Annotated in this window: 12 protein-coding genes; 4 read left to right on the top strand and 8 right to left on the bottom strand. The window is 69.7% G+C overall.

Going from position 1 to position 16,070, the window contains the following annotated elements; all coding sequences use genetic code 11:
- Positions 1–43: 43 nt before the first annotated feature.
- Positions 44–1,534: a cryptochrome/photolyase family protein gene (locus OIK44_RS14315; RefSeq protein ID WP_273671515.1), complete on the top strand. Its 1,491-nt coding sequence runs from the start codon at positions 44–46 to the stop codon at positions 1,532–1,534.
- On the opposite strand, the gene OIK44_RS14310 is transcribed toward OIK44_RS14315, so the two are convergent.
- The 6 genes from OIK44_RS14310 to OIK44_RS14285 form a co-directional block, all read right to left on the bottom strand.
- Positions 1,512–6,938 (bottom strand): hybrid sensor histidine kinase/response regulator, encoded by a 5,427-nt coding sequence (locus tag OIK44_RS14310; RefSeq protein ID WP_273671514.1) that lies wholly within the window; start codon positions 6,936–6,938, stop codon positions 1,512–1,514. The two genes, OIK44_RS14315 and OIK44_RS14310, sit on opposite strands and share 23 nt — an antisense overlap.
- Positions 6,939–6,977: 39 nt before the next feature.
- Positions 6,978–9,248 (bottom strand): methyl-accepting chemotaxis protein, encoded by a 2,271-nt coding sequence (locus OIK44_RS14305; protein WP_273671512.1) that lies wholly within the window; start codon positions 9,246–9,248, stop codon positions 6,978–6,980.
- A 21-nt stretch (positions 9,249–9,269) separates the two neighbouring features.
- Positions 9,270–9,830, bottom strand: a complete 561-nt coding sequence (locus tag OIK44_RS14300) for a chemotaxis protein CheW (protein ID WP_273671510.1) — start codon at positions 9,828–9,830, stop codon at positions 9,270–9,272.
- A 2-nt stretch (positions 9,831–9,832) separates the two neighbouring features.
- Entirely contained in the window at positions 9,833–10,198 is a 366-nt protein-coding gene (locus OIK44_RS14295; protein WP_273671508.1) for a response regulator transcription factor, read from the bottom strand.
- Between the two features lie 28 nt (positions 10,199–10,226).
- Positions 10,227–10,634, bottom strand: a complete 408-nt coding sequence (locus OIK44_RS14290; protein WP_273671506.1) for a response regulator — start codon at positions 10,632–10,634, stop codon at positions 10,227–10,229.
- Positions 10,635–10,718: 84 nt separating this feature from the next.
- Complete coding sequence (locus OIK44_RS14285) at positions 10,719–10,871, bottom strand: rubredoxin (RefSeq protein WP_273671985.1); 153 nt, start codon at positions 10,869–10,871, stop codon at positions 10,719–10,721.
- Between the two features lie 96 nt (positions 10,872–10,967).
- Here OIK44_RS14285 and thiD point away from each other — a divergent pair, with 96 nt between their 5' ends.
- From thiD to OIK44_RS14270, 3 genes are all read left to right on the top strand, one after another.
- Complete coding sequence (gene thiD, locus OIK44_RS14280; protein WP_273671505.1) at positions 10,968–11,807, top strand: bifunctional hydroxymethylpyrimidine kinase/phosphomethylpyrimidine kinase; 840 nt, start codon at positions 10,968–10,970, stop codon at positions 11,805–11,807.
- A 22-nt stretch (positions 11,808–11,829) separates the two neighbouring features.
- Entirely contained in the window at positions 11,830–13,119 is a 1,290-nt protein-coding gene (gene hemL / locus OIK44_RS14275; RefSeq protein ID WP_273671504.1) for a glutamate-1-semialdehyde 2,1-aminomutase, read from the top strand.
- Between the two features lie 158 nt (positions 13,120–13,277).
- Positions 13,278–14,180, top strand: a complete 903-nt coding sequence (locus OIK44_RS14270; RefSeq protein ID WP_273671503.1) for a DMT family transporter — start codon at positions 13,278–13,280, stop codon at positions 14,178–14,180.
- Positions 14,181–14,378: 198 nt separating this feature from the next.
- Here OIK44_RS14270 and OIK44_RS14265 read toward each other — a convergent pair whose 3' ends face one another.
- Together OIK44_RS14265 and corA are read right to left on the bottom strand one after the other, a co-directional pair.
- Positions 14,379–14,741: a cyanovirin gene (locus OIK44_RS14265; protein WP_273671502.1), complete on the bottom strand. Its 363-nt coding sequence runs from the start codon at positions 14,739–14,741 to the stop codon at positions 14,379–14,381.
- A 227-nt stretch (positions 14,742–14,968) separates the two neighbouring features.
- Positions 14,969–15,937 (bottom strand): magnesium/cobalt transporter CorA, encoded by a 969-nt coding sequence (corA, locus tag OIK44_RS14260; protein ID WP_273671501.1) that lies wholly within the window; start codon positions 15,935–15,937, stop codon positions 14,969–14,971.
- Between the last annotated feature and the right edge of the window lie 133 nt (positions 15,938–16,070).

Below are 16,070 nucleotides of genomic sequence, written 5' to 3'. Positions count from 1 at the left end.
GTAGGCATGAAAACCACCTTCTACCTTGACCCCGAACACGCAAATGGCTCTGAATAAATCACTGGTCTGGTTGCGCCGCGACCTGCGCGCCTTCGACCATGCCGCCCTGCATCATGCATTGCAGCAAAGTAAAACAGTATATTGTGTTTTCATCTACGACCGCGCCATCCTCGACAGCCTGCCGCGCCAGGACCGGCGCGTCGGCTTCATCCACGCCTGCGTGGCCGAGCTGGACGCGGAGCTGCGCCAGCTCGGCGGCGGGCTGATCGTGCGCCACGCCGACGCCGCCGTCGCCATCCCGCAACTGGCGGCCGAGCTGGGCGTCGACGCCGTCTTCGCCAACGACGACTACGAGCCGCAGGCGATCGCCCGCGACGCGCGGGTGGCGCGGGCGCTGGCGGCGCAGCCCTGCCTGTGGTTCAGCTTCAAGGACCAGCTCGTGTTCGACAAGAGCGAAGTGTTGTCGCTGTCCGACAAACCGTTCTCCGTGTACACGCCGTACAAACATGCCTGGCTGAAAAAGCTGCGCGCCCAGCCCGCGTGCACGGCGCCGCTGCCGGTCGCGCCGCTGGCGGCCCGCTTCGCCGCGCCGGCCGGCCCGGCGGCCTTGCCGACGCTGGCCGAACTGGGTTTCGAGCCGGACGCGCTGGCCAGCCTGGCGATCCCGACCGGCATGTCCGGTGCGGCCAAGCTGTTCGAGGACTTCCTGGCGCGCCTTGCCAACTACGCCAGCGCGCGCGACTTCCCGGCGCTGAAGGGGCCGTCCTACCTGTCGCTGCACCTGCGCTTCGGCACGCTGTCGGTGCGCCATCTGGTGCGCAGCGTCGTCGAGCTGATCGACCGCGGCGTCGGCGGCGAGGGCGCGCCCGTCTGGCTGGCCGAGCTGATCTGGCGCGAGTTCTACGCGATGATCCTGTTCCACCATCCGCACGTCGTCGGCGCCGCGTTCAAGCCGGCCTACGACGCCATAGAATGGGAAAGCGGGCCGCGGGCGGACGCCGATTTCGCCGCCTGGTGCGAAGGCCGCACCGGCTATCCGCTGGTGGACGCGGCGATGGCGCAGCTGAACCAGAGCGGCTATATGCACAACCGCCTGCGCATGGTCACGGCCTGCTTCCTGATCAAGGACCTGGGCATAGACTGGCGCCGTGGCGAAGCGTACTTCGCGCTGCACCTGAACGACTTCGACCTGGCCTCGAACAACGGCGGCTGGCAGTGGGCGGCATCGTCGGGCTGCGACGCCCAGCCCTACTTCCGCATCTTCAACCCGGTCACGCAGTCGGAGAAATTCGACGCCAGCGGCCGCTTCATCCGCCGCTACCTGCCGCAACTGAAGGCGCTGGACGACAGTGAAATCCATGCGCCGTGGCTGGTGCCGCGGATGCTGCTGGAGCAGAAAGGCATTCGCCTGGGGCGCGACTATCCGGAGCCCATCGTGCAGCACGACGCGGCGCGCCAGCGGACGCTGGCGCGCTACGCCGTGGTGAAGGGACCACACGCCCCGGCTGCGCCTACTTTGCCAGCAGGCCGCTGATGGCCGCCAGCAGCACCTCTTCCTGGAAGGGCTTGCCGAAGTAGGCGTCCACACCCAGTTCCAGCGCGTAGTTGCGGTGCTTGTCGGCGCTGCGCGAGGTGATCATGATGATCGGTATCGCCTGCGTGCGGGCGTCGCCGCGCACATTGCGGGTCAGGTCGAAGCCGTCCATGCGCGGCATTTCTATGTCGACCAGCATCATGGCCGGCGTCACGCCCTGCAGTTGCTCCAGCGCGTCGACGCCATCCTTGGCCAGCACCACCTGATAGCCCTCGCGCTCCAGCAAACGCTGGGTGACGCGGCGCACGGTCAGCGAATCGTCGACCACCATGATGACTTTGTCGCGCAGGCGCGCGGCGGCGCCCGCATCGGCGCCGGCCGCGGCGGCGGCGTAGTGGGCGCGCAGCTCGGGATGCTGTGCGAGGTGCTGCGCCAGCGCCACCGGATTCAGGATCAGCACGATTTCGCCGGAGCCCAGCACGGTGGCGCCGGCGATGCCCGCCATGCGCGCCAGCTGCGGCCCGACGTTCTTGATGACGACTTCGCGGTTGCCCAGCACCTCATCGACTTGCAGCGCCAGCCGGTCGTGGCCGTTGCGCAGCAGCAGAACCGGGCTGGAACGCTGGCCCTGCGGCCGCGCGGCCGCTTCGCCGAGCAGCTCGGACAGGTAATGCAGCGCCACCTGCTGGCCCTGGGCGCCGACGCCGCCGGCGGCGTGCGCCTCGGCCAGCGCCGCCTCCTTCAGCTGCAGCACCTGCTCGACCAGGATGGACGGCAGCGCATAGGTTTTTCCGCCGCACGACAACAGCACCACCTGGGTCACCGCCAAGGTCAGCGGCAGGTGGATGGTGAAGCGCGCGCCCTGCCCCGGCTCGGACTCGGTGTCGACCCGGCCGCCCAGCGCGTGCGCCTCGGCGCGCACGATGTCCATGCCGACGCCCCGCCCGGCCAGCTCGGTCAGGCTGTCGGCGGTGGAGAAGCCGGGCTGGAAGATCAGCGCGGCCGCCTGGGCGTCGTCGACCTCCTCGTCCGGCCCCAGCAAACCGGCGCTGCGCGCCTTGGCGCGGATGCGCGCCAGATCCAGGCCGGCGCCGTCGTCGCTGAATTCGATGACGACTTCGTTGCCCTGCTGGCTCACCTGCACCAGCAGCTCGCCGGTTTCGTTCTTGCCGGCGGCGGCGCGGCCGGCGCGCGTTTCGATGCCGTGGGCGATGGCGTTGCGCAGCAGGTGCTCGAACGGCGCGGCCATGCGTTCGAGCACGCCGCGGTCGATTTCCACGGCGCCGCCGCGCAGGTCGAGGTTGACGCGTTTGTCGACCTCTTTCGCGCTCTGGCGGGCGACGCGGAACAGGCGCTCGGAGATGCTGGCGAACGGCACCATGCGCACCCGCATCAGGTCGCGCTGCAGTTCGCGCGTCAGGCGCCCCTGCAGCACCAGGTCGTCGGCGGCGCTGTCGACGTTGCGCGTCAGATTTTCATGGAAGGAGGCGACGTCGCTGACGCTTTCGGCCATCATGCGCGTCAGTTCCTGCAGGCGCGTAAAACGGTCGAATTCCAGCGGGTCGAATTCGCGCTCGCTGGAGATGGCCATGCGCGAGGCGATCTGCGACTCGGCCTGCATTTCGACCTCGCGCAACTGGCGCCGCAGCCGCGCCAGGTTGTCGGCGAATTCCAGCAGCGAGGCGCGCAGCGCGCCGACTTCGGTTTCCAGTTTCGAGCGGGTGATCGACACTTCGCCGGCCTGGTTCACCAGCCGGTCGAGGATGTCGGCGCGCACACGCACCAGCGCCACCTTGGCGTCGGCGGCGGGGCCGGCCTCGGGAACCCGCCCGGCCTCGGCCGCGGGCGCCGCCGGCGCCGGCTGCTGCAATTGTTCGAACAGCAGCAGCGCGTGGTCGTAGTGGGCCAGCAGTTCCTCGAAGGCGTGCGGCGTGGCGGTGCCCGCGTGCAGCATGTTTTCGATGTGGGTTTCGATGTCGTGCGCATGCTGGCCCAGGCGCATCGCGCCGGCCATGCGCGCGCTGCCCTTGACGGTGTGCAGGGTGCGCAGCAGCATCTGCGCCTGGCCGTTGCCGTCGGGGCTGCGCTGCCAGCTGCGCAGCGCCTGGCCGATCTGCGGCAGCAGGTCGGCGCCCTCTTCCAGGAACACCGGCAGCAGGTCCGGGTCCAGCTCGTCGCGCGGCCCGGCCGCGACCAGCACCTCCTCGGCCGGCGCGGCGGCGACGCTGTCGGGCGCGGCCGCGACGACGCTTTCCGGCGCGGCTGCGGCCACGGCCGGCGCCACGGCCGCTTCGTCAAAGATGGCGTCGAACAGCTCGTCGACGCCGCTGGTGTCGGGCGCCGGCGGCAGTGCCGGCTTGGCCGGCGGCGCGCTGTCGGCGACGGCGGAGGCCGCACCCGACTGCGGCGGATTGCCGACGATGCTGTGGTAAGTCGCCTCAAACAGCGCGTCGAGCCGCGCCGCCGGATCGTCGCCGGCCACTGCGGGCGCGGCGCTGGCGGGCGCGGGTTGCGGCGGCGCTACGGCGGGCGGCGCCGCCGCCGCCTCGGCATCCGCCGGCGTGGCGGCGACGATGCTGTCGTAGGTGGCGGCGAACAGCGTGTTCAGGCGCACTTCCAGCGCGTCGAGGTGGCTCGCCTCCTTGCTGGGCCGCGCCAGCAATTGCTCGCGCAGTTGCTGCAGCGCCGCGACCAGTTCCGGCTGCGCAGGCGCCAGCTCGCCCAGCGCAAAATCCTGCAGCATCTGGCCGATGCGCTCGCGCACTTGATCGAGCAGCCCGTGCTGCGCTTCGTTGAGCGCGGCGGCGGGCGGCACCGCCGCCTCGATGGCCAGTTCCAGCGCGTGCGCCAGGTCGCGCAGCGCCTTGAAGCCGACCGTGCCGGAGGTGCCGGCCAGCGTGTGCGCCGCGTGCAGCGCCTCGGCGCTGACGGCGCGTTGCGGCTCGTGGCGCCATTCGCTGAAGTCGACGCCCAGCAGGCGCAGCAGCTCGTCCGTCTCGGCCAGATAGATGTTGTACAGCGGCAGGGCGATATCGAGTTCGCCAACCAGCTTGCGGTTGTCGTCGCGCTGCTCGCTGGGCGCCGTCGCCGACTGGAAGCCGATGACCTTGCCGGACGCGGGCGCGGCCGGCGCCGTGGCGGCGCCGTCGTCCGGGCCGGCGCCGGCGATGGACGCCGGCATGTCGCCAGCCTCGAAGGCCCCGCCCTGCTGCACGCGCGCGGCCGCCGCGACCATGGCGGCGGCATCGCGGCCGGCGCCGGCGCCGCCGGCCAGTTCGGCGACCCAGTCGCTCAACTCGCTCCAGCAGTGCGCCAGCAGGCCAAACAGTTCGTCGCTGGCGGCGCGTTCCTCGGCCAGCCAGACGTTCATCACGCGCTCGACGGCGGCGGCGGCGTCGGCGAACTGGTTCAGGCCGACCATGCGCCCGCTGCCCTTGAGCGTGTGGAAGGAGCGCCGCAGCATGGCCAGGCTGTCCGGGGCGCCGCTGTGGGCGCGCGGCCGGGCCAGCGTCGCCTCGACGAAGCCGAGCACCTCGCGCGCCTCGGCGATGAAGATGTCGAGTAGCTCGGCCTCGACGGCGGCGTCGCCGGCTTCCGCGTCCGCGGCGGCCGGCGCGGCCGGCTGCGCCTCCAGCGCGTCGTCAAGCAGCGGCACGGGATCGGCGGCGGCGATTTTCTCGAACGGGATGGCGCGGAAGGTGCCCGCCGCCGCGTCGAAGTGGAAGCGGCCCTTGGCCGCGTCGGCGTTGCGGCCCAGCATGTCGACGAAGAAGCCCAGCGCGCCGACATTTTGCGCGATAGCGTCGAGCGCGCCCGGCGCCCCGGCGCCGTCCGCCAACTGCCGCACGGCCGCCTTCACGTGCCGCGCCGCGCGCATCGCGTGCTCCTGGTCGAGCATCGCCAGCGCGCCCTGCAACTGGTGCAGCACGGCGTCGATGCCGGCCAGCGCCGGCCGCGTGGCCGGATCGGCGTAGTATTCGTCGAGCACCTTCTCGACCTGGCGCAGGCCGGTTTTCATTTCGCCGGCCAACGCCGCGACGGTCTGCTCCTGCTCGATCTGGCGCGCCATGTCGCCCTGCCACTGCGACGGCGCCGGCGGCGTGTCGCCGGCCAGCAGCGCCTCCAGCCGCGCGCCGATGCCGGCGGCGTTGCCGGCGAAGTCGTCGGGCAGGCGGCGGATCTGCTCCAGGCCGTGCTCGGCGAACAGCAGCGCCGTCGCCATTTCCAGCTCCAGGCCGGCGCTGCGCCCGGTGCGCGCGGCCGCCGCCGCGACGACGCCCAGCTGGCGCATCAGCGCCGCCAGCGCCGCCACCTTCAGCCGCTCGGCCTCGCGCGCCACCTCTTCCAGCGCTTGCGCGAAGGCGGCGTCCAGCGCCGTGTCCGGCTCGGCCTCGGCCAGCCGGCCCCAGGCCGCCTTGGCCCGCGCCAGCGCCGCGCGCGCCCGCTCCAGCGCCTCCGGGTCGATGCGGCCGTAGCGCTTCAGCGCGTAGTCGGACGGCGCCAGGCCGTCCAGGCGGTAAGCCTTGCGCATCTGCTGCGCGCCCGGCGTCGGCCGCGCGGCGGCGGCGATGAAGAACAGCGCGTCGCGCAACATGGCCTCGGGCAGCGTCGCGCCGCCCGAGGCCAGGCGGCGCATCTGCAGGTTGATCAGGCCGAACAACTGCTTCACGTACAGGTCGCAGGCCAGCTCGCCGGCGGCGACCAGCTCGGCGAAGCTTTGCATCACGCACCAGAAGGTGCGCGCCGGCGCCTCCAGCTGCGCCTCGGCGACCAGCTTGACGGCCTCGCGCAGCGCGCCGGCGTAGCCATCCTGCTCGGCGCCGGCGGCGCTTTTCAAGAACGGCAGCAGCGCCTTCTCGAAGCGCTGGCGGTAGGCCGGGTAATCCGGCGGCGCCGGCTGCGCGGCGGCACGGATGCTAACCTGCGCCGGCGGCGGCGGGAAGAACAGCTCGGACGGGTGGATGCGCTCGACGCCCAGCAGCGTCTGCAGCGCGCGGTAATAGGGGAACAGGCGGGCCGGCTGCGGCGGCGCGCCGGCCAGCAGCTCGTCCAGGTATTCGCCTAGCGCCAGGTACAACTCGGCGACGGCCTCGGCGTTGTCGACGTTGTATTCCAGCGTGCCCTGCTTGAAGCCCTCCAGCACCTGCTCGGCCGCCAGCGTCAGCATGCAGACGCCGTCGACGTCGACCATCAGCAGCGCGCCGTGGGCCTGGTGCAGGTGCGACTTGGCGTGCCGCAGCGCGGTGGCGCGCTCCTCCAGCTGGCGCCCGCCGGCCTCGAACAGGGCCGTGCGCGAGCGCCCCAGCGCTTCGCGGATTTCCGCCATGACCCAGGACAGCGGCCCGCTGTCGAAGCCCGTCAGCTGCGGCGCCGGCGGCGCGGACGTTACATCAGTTGTGCTCATGCTGGCCTCGGCAATTCGTGGGGGGTGCGCTCGTCATGTTCAGGCGACGACGCGGAAGCGCGACACCGAGTTTTTCAGCTCCTGCGCCAGCACCGCCAGTTTGTGGATCGACTGCGCGGTCTGCTGGGTGCCGTCCTGGGTCTGCTCGGTCACCGACAGGATGTGCTGGATGTTCAGGGCGACGCCGTTGGCCGACGTGGCCTGCAGGCCGGTGGCGAAGGAAATGCCCTGGATCAGCTCGGCCAGGCGGTGCGACACCTGGCTGATGTCCGACAGCGCCGCGCCGGCCGCGTCGGACAGGCGCGCGCCCTCGACCACGCCCTGGGTCGATTTTTCCATCGCCGCGACGGCGTCGTGGGTGTCGGTCTGGATGGTGCGCACCAGCGCGCCGATCTGCTTGGCGGCGCCGGCCGAGCGCTCGGCCAGGCGCTGCACCTCTTCGGCGACGACGGAGAAGCCGCGCCCCGCCTCGCCGGCCGAGGCGGCCTGGATCGCCGCGTTCAGGGCCAGCACGTTGGTCTGCTCGGTGATGTCGGAAATGAGTTCGGTGATTTCGCCGATCTCCTGCGAGGACTCGCCCAGGCGCTTGATGCGCTTCGACGTCTCCTGGATCTGCTCGCGGATCTCGTGCATGCCCTTGATGGCGTTTTCCACGGCCGTCGAGCCCTGGCGCGCCGCCGCCAGCGACTGGCGCGCCACGTCGGCCGACTCGCTGGCCGACTTCGACACGTCGGTGATCTCGTTGGCCATCTTGACGACGGTGGCGCTGGCGTCCTGGATCTCGCGCGACTGCTGCTGCGAGGCGCTCAGCAGGTCGCGCGAGATGCTGTGGGCGTGGCTGGAGGCGCGCGTGACCTGCTCGGCGGTGGCGGTGACGCGCCCGACCAGGCCGCGCAATTCCTCGACCGTGTAGTTGACCGAGTCGGCGATGGCGCCGGTGATGTCCTCCGACACCGTGGCCTGCACCGTCAGGTCGCCGTCGGCCACCTCCTGCAACTCGTTCATCAGGCGCAAAATGGCGGCCTGGTTCTGGTCGTTGGTGGCCTTGGCCTCCTCCTCCTTGCGCTGCGACAGCAGGCGCTGCGCCTCGGCGTCCTGGCGGCGCCGGTCGGCGCCGCGGGTGCGGTTGCTGGAATCCTGCAGCAGCACGCGGCCGATGCCGGCCGCCGCGATCAGCGTCAGCAGCGCCGCCCCGACCATGGCCCAGAATTCCCGGCCCGGCGTGTCCTGGTCGCTGTGGTAGCGCTGCTGCAGCAGCGCCAGGCGCTGGCGCACGCCCTCGTTCTCGTTGAAGATCAGCTGCTCGGCCGCCTTCGCGGCCGTGAACTTGTCGAGCTTGTCGAGGATGGCCGAGACCAGCTTCTGGTACTGGTCGAAGCGGCTTTTCAGCGCACCCAGCTTGTCGCGCAGCTCGGCGTCGCGGCTGGCGGCGATCTGCAGCGTGTCGCTGCCGTTCAGGAAGGCGTCGATGGCGGCGCGGAAATAGGTCGTGTCGCCGCCCAGCTGGAAGGCCGTGTCCGGGCTGATGCCGCCGGAGCCGAGGAATTCGCTGGCGCTGCGGCTCATGCGCTGGGTCAGCATGGTCAGCCGGCCCAGCACCGCCATCTCGCGCGCGCCGGCGCCGCGCTGCACCTTCAGCGCGGCGATTTCCTCGCTCTGCGCCAGCAGCACCGGCGAGAGCGCGTTCAACTGCCGCAGCGTCAGGTCGAACTCGCTGAGCTCGGCCTTCATGCGCAAGATCGTGTGGGCCGCCTTGTCGCTGCTGGCCCATTTTTTGCGCGCCTCGGCCACCACCGGCGCCAGCGCGGCGTCCGGCTCGCCGACGTGGCGGCCCTGGTAGTCGCCGCCGCGGGCCATCAGCGCCAGGTCGCGGTTCAATTCATTGCGGCTCTCGTCGAGCTGGCGGAATGCCTCGGCGTTGCCCTGCACGGCGTTCGGCGCCGCCTTGCCGACCCGCTGCGAGTGCATCAGCGCGTCGCTGGCGATCTGCGTCTGCGTCGACAGCACGGCGCTGTGGCGGATGTTCAGGCCGACGAACAGCAGGCTGGCGGCCAGGCTCAGCGCCAGCACCGTCGAGAGGATGCTGAGCTGCTTTTGCAGCGCCAGGTGGCCGATCAGAGGCAGGCGGAAGTCGCTCTCGCGCGCCGGCGCGCGGCTTCGCTTGCTGCCGAGCGCGTCGCGCAGGCGCAGCGGCGCGTCGGCGCCGGCGTCGGCGGCCGGCGCCGGCGCGGCGGCGGCGAACTCCGAGTTCGGCGCCGCGTCGTCCGGCGCCTGCCGCTCCCTGGACCACCACGCTGATATCAATCCCATTCCATCTCCCGTGCCTAAGGCTTAAAAACCGATGTGCAAAAAGCGCGCCTCGCGCACCAGCAGGGCCAGGTCGATGCCGGTCCAGCTGTGCGCGTCGGCGTCGACGAAGCGCTGCGCCGCCCACGCCGGCGCGTCGGCGGCGCGCGCCTGCGCCTGCATCTGCTCCGGCTGGCGCAGGCCCAGCACGGCCGCGGCCAGCAGCGCGCAGTTGAAGCCAAGCGCCGGCGCAAACGTGATGACGCGGCTGTCCGGCCCCGCCACGGCGGCCGCCTCGCCGCGGTAGCGGGCCAGGTCGACGATGCCGCACAGGTTGCCGCGGATGTTGGACAGGCCCAGATACCAGTCGCGCGCCAGCGGCACGGCGACGACGCCGGCCAGCGGCGCGATCTCGCCGACCTGGCTCAGGTCGAGCAGGCAGCGGCTGCCGCCCAGCATGACGCCGAGCCGCTTGCTGCGGTCGACGGCGCCGCTCCTGGCGGCCTGCATGCGCTCCAGCAGCTGCACCTGGTACTGGCGCAGCCGGCTGCGCCGCTCGGCGCCGTCCGGCGCCGCCCGCTGGTGCTCGTGGCCGCCCGCCGCCATCGTCAGCCGAGCGCGGCGATGTGGGCCAGCAGCTCGGCCGGGTCGACCGGCTTGACCAGGTAGGCGCGCGCGCCCTGGCGCATGCCCCAGATGCGGTCGGTTTCCTGGTTCTTGCTCGAACAGATGATCACCGGCACGTCGGCCAGCGCCGGATCGCGGACGATCGAGCGGGTCACCTGGAAGCCGTTGGCGCCCGGCATGACGACGTCCATCAAGATCAGCTCCGGCTTGTCGAGCTTGATCTTCGCCAGCGCCTCCTCGCCGTTCTCGGCGGTGCTGACGGCGAAGCCGTGGCGCACCAGGATGTCGCTCAGGTAGTAGCGCTCGGTGGGCGAGTCGTCGACGATGAGAATTTTATGTATGGCCATATGCGCCCCCTGCGGTGTAAGTGTCGGACTAGGCCGCGGCGGTGTGCTCGCGCACGGCCGCCAACAGGCTGTCCTTGGTGAATGGTTTGCTCAGGTAGGCCGCCGAGCCGACCATCGCGCCGCGCGCGCGGTCGAACAGGCCGTCCTTCGAGGACAGCATCAGCACCGGCGTGGCGTGGAAGATGGCGCTCTTCTTGATCAGCGCGCAGGTCTGGTAGCCGTCCAGGCGCGGCATCAGGATGTCGCAGAAGATCAGCGCCGGACGGTGGTCGTTGATCTTCGCCAGCGCGTCGAAGCCGTCCTCGGCCAGCACCACCTGATAGCCGGCCTGGCTGAGAAAAATCTCGGCCGAGCGGCGTATCGTGCTGCTATCGTCGATCACCATGATTTTCAGGCCGGCCTGGGGCGCGGCCGTGGACTGCGGCGTTGTCGTCATATTTGCTCACTGGGGGCATGAACCAGCACGATAGCATAGGGAGGGGCGCAACAGGCCGCCTTTCCCCGCCCGGCGCAACATTAATTAAATCACCACCATCTCGAAATCGTCCTTGCGCGCGCCGCATTCAGGGCAGGTCCAGTTCATCGGCACCTCGGCCCAGCGCGTGCCGGCGGCGATGCCCTCGTCGGGCAGACCGGCCGCCTCGTCGTACACCCAGCCGCAAATAAGGCACATCCAGGTCTGGAATTGCTGCGTTGTTTCGTTACTACTCACGTTCCGCCACCCTTCAATCAAGTAAAATGCTGAATTAGGTATCTTAATCTACCCGCCGTGCAAAACCAAACTTCTCCCCTCATATTAAGCTTCGGCGTCTCCGATCCGGTCGGCGCGATCGGCATCCAGGCCGACCTGGCGGTATTTTCCGCGTTCGGCTGCCACGGCCTGACCGTCAGCACCGCGTTGCTGATCGGCGACACCGCGCGCGTCGAGGACGTCCAGGAAATCGACCCCGACTGGGTCTCCGACCAGGCCCGCGTGCTGCTCGAAGACATGGCCGTGGCGGCCATCAAGATCGGCGCGCCGGGCGGCATCGAGCACATCACGGCGATCGCCGAAATCGTCTCCGACTACCCGGACGTGCCGCTGATCCTCGACCCCTTCGTCTCGGCCCTGCCCGACCCGGGCGCCGACGGCGAGGACGCGCTGACGGCGCTGCGCCAGCTGCTGATCCCGCAGACCACGGTGCTGCTGCTGTCGCAGGTCGAGCTGGAGCGCCTGGCCGAAACCTGGCGCGACGCCGACCCGAGCGACACCCTGCGCGCCGACGTCGACTACCTGCTGGCGCTGGGCTGCGAATTCGTCCTCGTCACCGGCACGCCGAACGCCGGCCACGGCGACAACGCGCTGCGCGCCAACACCCTGTTCGGCCACGACGGCGTGGTGCGCCACGACGCCTGGCAGCACCTGGCCGGCAGCTTCAGCGGCGCCGGCAGCACGCTGTCGGCGGCGCTGACGGCGCTGATGGCGCACGGCGGCGACGGCGGCGACGCCGCGCTGGCGGTGCAGGCGGCGCAGGACTACACGGCCGGCGCGCTGGCGCACGCGCAGCGTTTCGGCATGGGCAAGCTGGTGCCGAACCGGTTTTTCCAGCGACTCAATCCAGCTCAATGACTCACTACCTGAAGACACGATCATGACAAGCAACTCGAAAAACGACACCCTGTTCGCCCGCGCCCAGAAAACCACGCCGGGCGGCGTCAACTCGCCGGTGCGCGCCTTCCGTTCGGTCGGCGGCACGCCGCGCTTCATCACGCGCGCCGAAGGGCCGTACTTCTGGGACGCCGACGGCAAGCGCTACATCGACTACATCGGCTCCTGGGGCCCGGCCATCGTCGGCCACGCCCACCCGGAAGTGGTGGCGGCGGTGCAGCAGGCGGCCGCGCGCGGCCTGTCCTTCGGCGCCCCGACCGAGGGCGAGATCGAGATGGCCGAGGAAATCCACCGCCTGGTGCCGTCGATCGAGCAGGTGCGCCTGGTGTCCTCGGGCACCGAGGCGACCATGAGCGCGCTGCGGCTGGCGCGCGGCGCCACCGGGCGCGACAAGATCATCAAGTTCGAGGGCTGCTACCACGGCCACGCCGACTCGCTGCTGGTCAAGGCCGGCAGCGGCCTGCTGACCTTCGGCAACCCGACCTCGGCCGGCGTGCCCGAGGACTTCGTCAAGCACACGCTGGTGCTCGACTATAACAACGTCGAACAACTGCAGGACGCCTTCGACAGCTTCGGCGCGGAAATCGCCTGCGTCATCGTCGAGCCGGTGGCCGGGAATATGAACCTGATCAAGGCCAAGCCGGAGTTCCTGCAGGCGATGCGCGCGCTGTGCACCCAGCACGGCGCCATCCTGATCTTCGACGAGGTGATGTGCGGCTTCCGCGTCGCGCTGGGCGGCGCCCAGGCGCTGTACGGCATCCAGCCGGACCTGACGGCGCTGGGCAAGGTCATCGGCGGCGGCCTGCCGGTGGCGGCCTTCGGCGGCAGCGCGGCGCTGATGCACAATATGGCGCCGCTGGGCGGCGTCTACCAGGCCGGCACGCTGTCGGGCAACCCGGTGGCGGTGGCGGCCGGCATGACGACGCTGAAACTGATCCAGGCGCCCGGCTTCTACGAGGCGCTGGGCGCGACGGCGGCCAGGCTGGCGCAGGGCTTGACGGCGGCGGCCAAGGAAGCCGGCGTGGCATTCTGCGCCGACTCGATCGGCGGCATGTTCGGCATCTACTTCAGCGCGACGGTGCCGACCAGCTACGCCGAAATGATGGCCGGCGACCGCAGCAAGTTCAACACCTTCTTCCACGCCATGCTGGACGAGGGCGTGTACTTCGCGCCGGCCGCCTTCGAGGCCGGCTTCGTCTCGGCGCAGCACGACGACGCCGTCATCGACGCCACCATCGAGGCGGCGCGCCGCGTCTTCGCCAAACTGGCCTGAGTCGACGCCGCCAGAGCAGCAGCCGCAGGCCCGGGGGGCAGCCCCCGGGCTTGTTCCCCCCGGGCTTGCCCGCCCCTCCCACGCCCGCAAAACCTCCCCACCATGCCCACACCACGACAAGCATCCGCCAGCCAGGCGCGCCGCAGCGGGCCGCGCCTATGAGCGCCACGCGCAAACCGCTCGACGGCTTCGCCGCCGGCCTGATGCTGGTGCTGTGCCTGTGCTGGGGCTTGCAGCAGGTGGCCGTCAAGGCGACGGCGCCCAGCATGAGCCCGATGCTGCAGACCGGGCTGCGCTGCGGCGGCGCCGCGCTGCTCGTGTGGGCGCTGATGCGCTGGCGCGGCCAGCGCTTCGCCATCGGCGACGGCACGCTCTGGCCCGGCATCGCCGCCGGCGTGCTGTTCGCCGCCGAATTCCTCTGCGTGGCGCTGGGACTGAACTACACCTCGGCCTCGCACATCGTCGTCTTCCTGTACGCAGCACCGATTTTCACGGTGCTCGGCCTGCACTGGGGCGTGGCCGGCGAGCGCCTCGGCCACCGGCAATGGCTGGGCATCTGCGCCGCCTTCGCCGGCATCGCGCTGGCCTTCTCCAACGGCCTGGGCGAGGCCGGCGGCGGCTGGGGCCGGACGCTGATCGGCGACGCCCTGGCGCTGCTGGGCAGCCTGTTCTGGGCCGCCACCACCATCGTCGTGCGCCGCTCGGCGCTGTCGGAGGCGGCGCCCACGACGACGCTGCTGTACCAGCTGGCGGTGGCGGCGCTGATTTTGCTGGCCCTGGCCATCGTCGGCGGCGACGTGGCGGCCGTGAAGATGACGGGCATGGCGTGGCTGAGCCTGTTCTTCCAGGTCGTCGTCATCGCCTTCGCCAGCTACCTGGCCTGGTTCTGGATGCTGCGGCGCTACCTGGCGTCGCGCATTGCCACGTTTTCCTTCCTGACGCCGCTGTTCGGCGTCGGCTTCGGCGTGGCGCTGCTCGGCGAGCAACTGAGCCTGCGCTTCGGCGCCGGCGCCGCGCTGGTGCTGGCCGGCATCGTGCTGGTCAATCTGCGCCGCAGCTGAGCGGCGCCGGCACACAAAAAAACGGCCATCGCCGGGATACGGCGATGACCGCGTCGGAGCAGCCAGAGACCCTTTAGCAAACCGTCGCAAGCGGTTCAAACCCTGGCCGTAGAACGCCGCTGCGCACAGGAGGTATGCGCCTGGCCGGGCGGAGGGTCGCCGGGCCAACTCAGCCGCGTAAAACTTGGGCGTGCTGCCTTACTGAATCTTCAATTCCCCGTCGATATTGGCGATGTCGCCATGCCCCGTGATGTAGCGGCTGATGTCGAGCGTCGCCCATTGCCAGCTGCCGTCGCGCTTCTGGCAATACGCCGACAGGACGACGGAAATGTTTTCGGTGCTGAGTTTGTAACTGCCGTTGGGCACGAAGCCGGCGCTGGGCGCGGCGTCGTTTTCCGCCTGCAGCGAGCCGTCCAGGTTGACCAGGCCGCCGGACAGGTTGGTGATGTTGGCGCCGCTGGCCACCCAGGTCTGGTCGCGGCGCTGGGCTTTGCCATACAGATTGGTATTGATCTGCGTGGCGGTTTTCTGGTAACTGCCAGGTGGAACGAAGCGGGACATGTGGACTCCCATCAAAATGGCTGGCGTCGCTTTCGCACTGCCGGGGCCGCGTGCCCGCAACGCATGGACACATGCTTCAAGCCCGGCGCCGGTAGCTGGCCGGCATCGATGTGATAAAGACCAGTTTGCGCCATATTTTTCGGCACATACTCTTCAATAATCACACTGATGCAAATCAAGCGTGACGCAAGTAAATAGTGCGGGATAGGCGGAGCCGGCGCGCGGCCTTATTTCAGCCAGCCGCGGCGGCGGAAGTACCAGAACGGCGCGATCGCGCTGATGACCATCAGCAGCAGCGCGAAGGGGTAGCCGAAGGACCACTCCAGTTCCGGGAACCAGCCCTTGAAGTTCATGCCATAGATGCTGGCGATCAGCGTCGGCGGCAGGAAGGCCACGCTGGCCACCGAGAAGATTTTGATGATCTTGTTCTGGTTGATGTTGATGAAGCCGACGGTGGCGTCCATCAGGAAGTTAATCTTGTCGAACAGGAAAGAGGTGTGGCCGTCCAGCGATTCGATATCGCGCAGAATCTGCCGCGCCTCCTCGAATTGCTCGGAATTGAGCAGGCGGCCGCGCATCAGGAAGCTGACGGCGCGCCGCGTGTCCATCATGTTGCGGCGTATGCGGCCGTTCAAGTCTTCCTCGTGGGCGATGGAATTCAGTGCGGAGGCCGCGTCCTGGTCGGTGAACTCTTCCTGCAGCACGCGGCCGCTGACCTCTTCCAGGTTCTGGTAAATGCCTTCCAGCGCGTCGGCCGAATATTCGGCGTCGGTCGCGTACAGGTCCAGCAGCACGTCCATGTAGTCGGCGATCGAGCCGGGGCGCGAGCGCGCGCGCATGCGCACCAGGCGGAACACGGGCAAGTCGTCGGTGTGCACCGAGAACAGCATTTTCTTGGCCAGGATGAAGGCCACGGTGACCACGCGCGACGGGCCGTCGTCCTCTTCCAGCAGGAAGTCGGTGCGCAGGTGCAGGTCGCCGTTCTCCGCCTCGTAGTAGCGGGCCGAGGCCTCGATGTCCTTGACTTCGTCTTCGCCCGGCAGCGTCACGCCGTAGATGGCCTTGACCCAGGCGCGCTCGTCGTCGTTCGGGTCGGTCAGGTCGACCCAGACCGGGTCGACGCTTTCCAGATCCGTGCGGCTGTCGATCGGCACCTGGTTGAGCCGGCCATTCTGTAAAACAAAGACATTGATCATGCGCGCTCTCAGCCGGACGTTGGGGGGTTGTCGTATAGTTATGCCGGCGCCCGCAGGAAGCGCGGCGCCAAAATCGAAACAGCGCAAGTGTACCCGCAAAGCCCTTTTGCCTGCCAGTGCGCAACGCTATTTT

Source organism: Janthinobacterium fluminis (assembly GCF_028595325.1).
Lineage (GTDB): Bacteria > Pseudomonadota > Gammaproteobacteria > Burkholderiales > Burkholderiaceae_D > Janthinobacterium > Janthinobacterium fluminis.
The sequence above is the reverse complement of the archived record's forward strand: the minus strand, read 5'-3'. Positions and strand labels throughout refer to the sequence as shown.

Bases quoted from the DNA above. Each gene is read 5' to 3' on its own strand.
- OIK44_RS14315 (WP_273671515.1), top strand. From the start codon at position 44: ATGGCTCTGAATAAATCACTGGTCTGGTTGCGCCGCGACCTGCGCGCC.
- OIK44_RS14310 (WP_273671514.1), bottom strand. From the start codon at position 6,938: ATGAGCACAACTGATGTAACGTCCGCGCCGCCGGCGCCGCAGCTGACG.
- OIK44_RS14305 (WP_273671512.1), bottom strand. From the start codon at position 9,248: ATGGGATTGATATCAGCGTGGTGGTCCAGGGAGCGGCAGGCGCCGGAC.
- OIK44_RS14300 (WP_273671510.1), bottom strand. From the start codon at position 9,830: ATGGCGGCGGGCGGCCACGAGCACCAGCGGGCGGCGCCGGACGGCGCC.
- OIK44_RS14295 (WP_273671508.1), bottom strand. From the start codon at position 10,198: ATGGCCATACATAAAATTCTCATCGTCGACGACTCGCCCACCGAGCGC.
- OIK44_RS14290 (WP_273671506.1), bottom strand. From the start codon at position 10,634: ATGACGACAACGCCGCAGTCCACGGCCGCGCCCCAGGCCGGCCTGAAA.
- OIK44_RS14285 (WP_273671985.1), bottom strand. From the start codon at position 10,871: ATGTGCCTTATTTGCGGCTGGGTGTACGACGAGGCGGCCGGTCTGCCC.
- hemL (WP_273671504.1), top strand. From the start codon at position 11,830: ATGACAAGCAACTCGAAAAACGACACCCTGTTCGCCCGCGCCCAGAAA.
- OIK44_RS14270 (WP_273671503.1), top strand. From the start codon at position 13,278: ATGAGCGCCACGCGCAAACCGCTCGACGGCTTCGCCGCCGGCCTGATG.
- OIK44_RS14265 (WP_273671502.1), bottom strand. From the start codon at position 14,741: ATGTCCCGCTTCGTTCCACCTGGCAGTTACCAGAAAACCGCCACGCAG.
- corA (WP_273671501.1), bottom strand. From the start codon at position 15,937: ATGATCAATGTCTTTGTTTTACAGAATGGCCGGCTCAACCAGGTGCCG.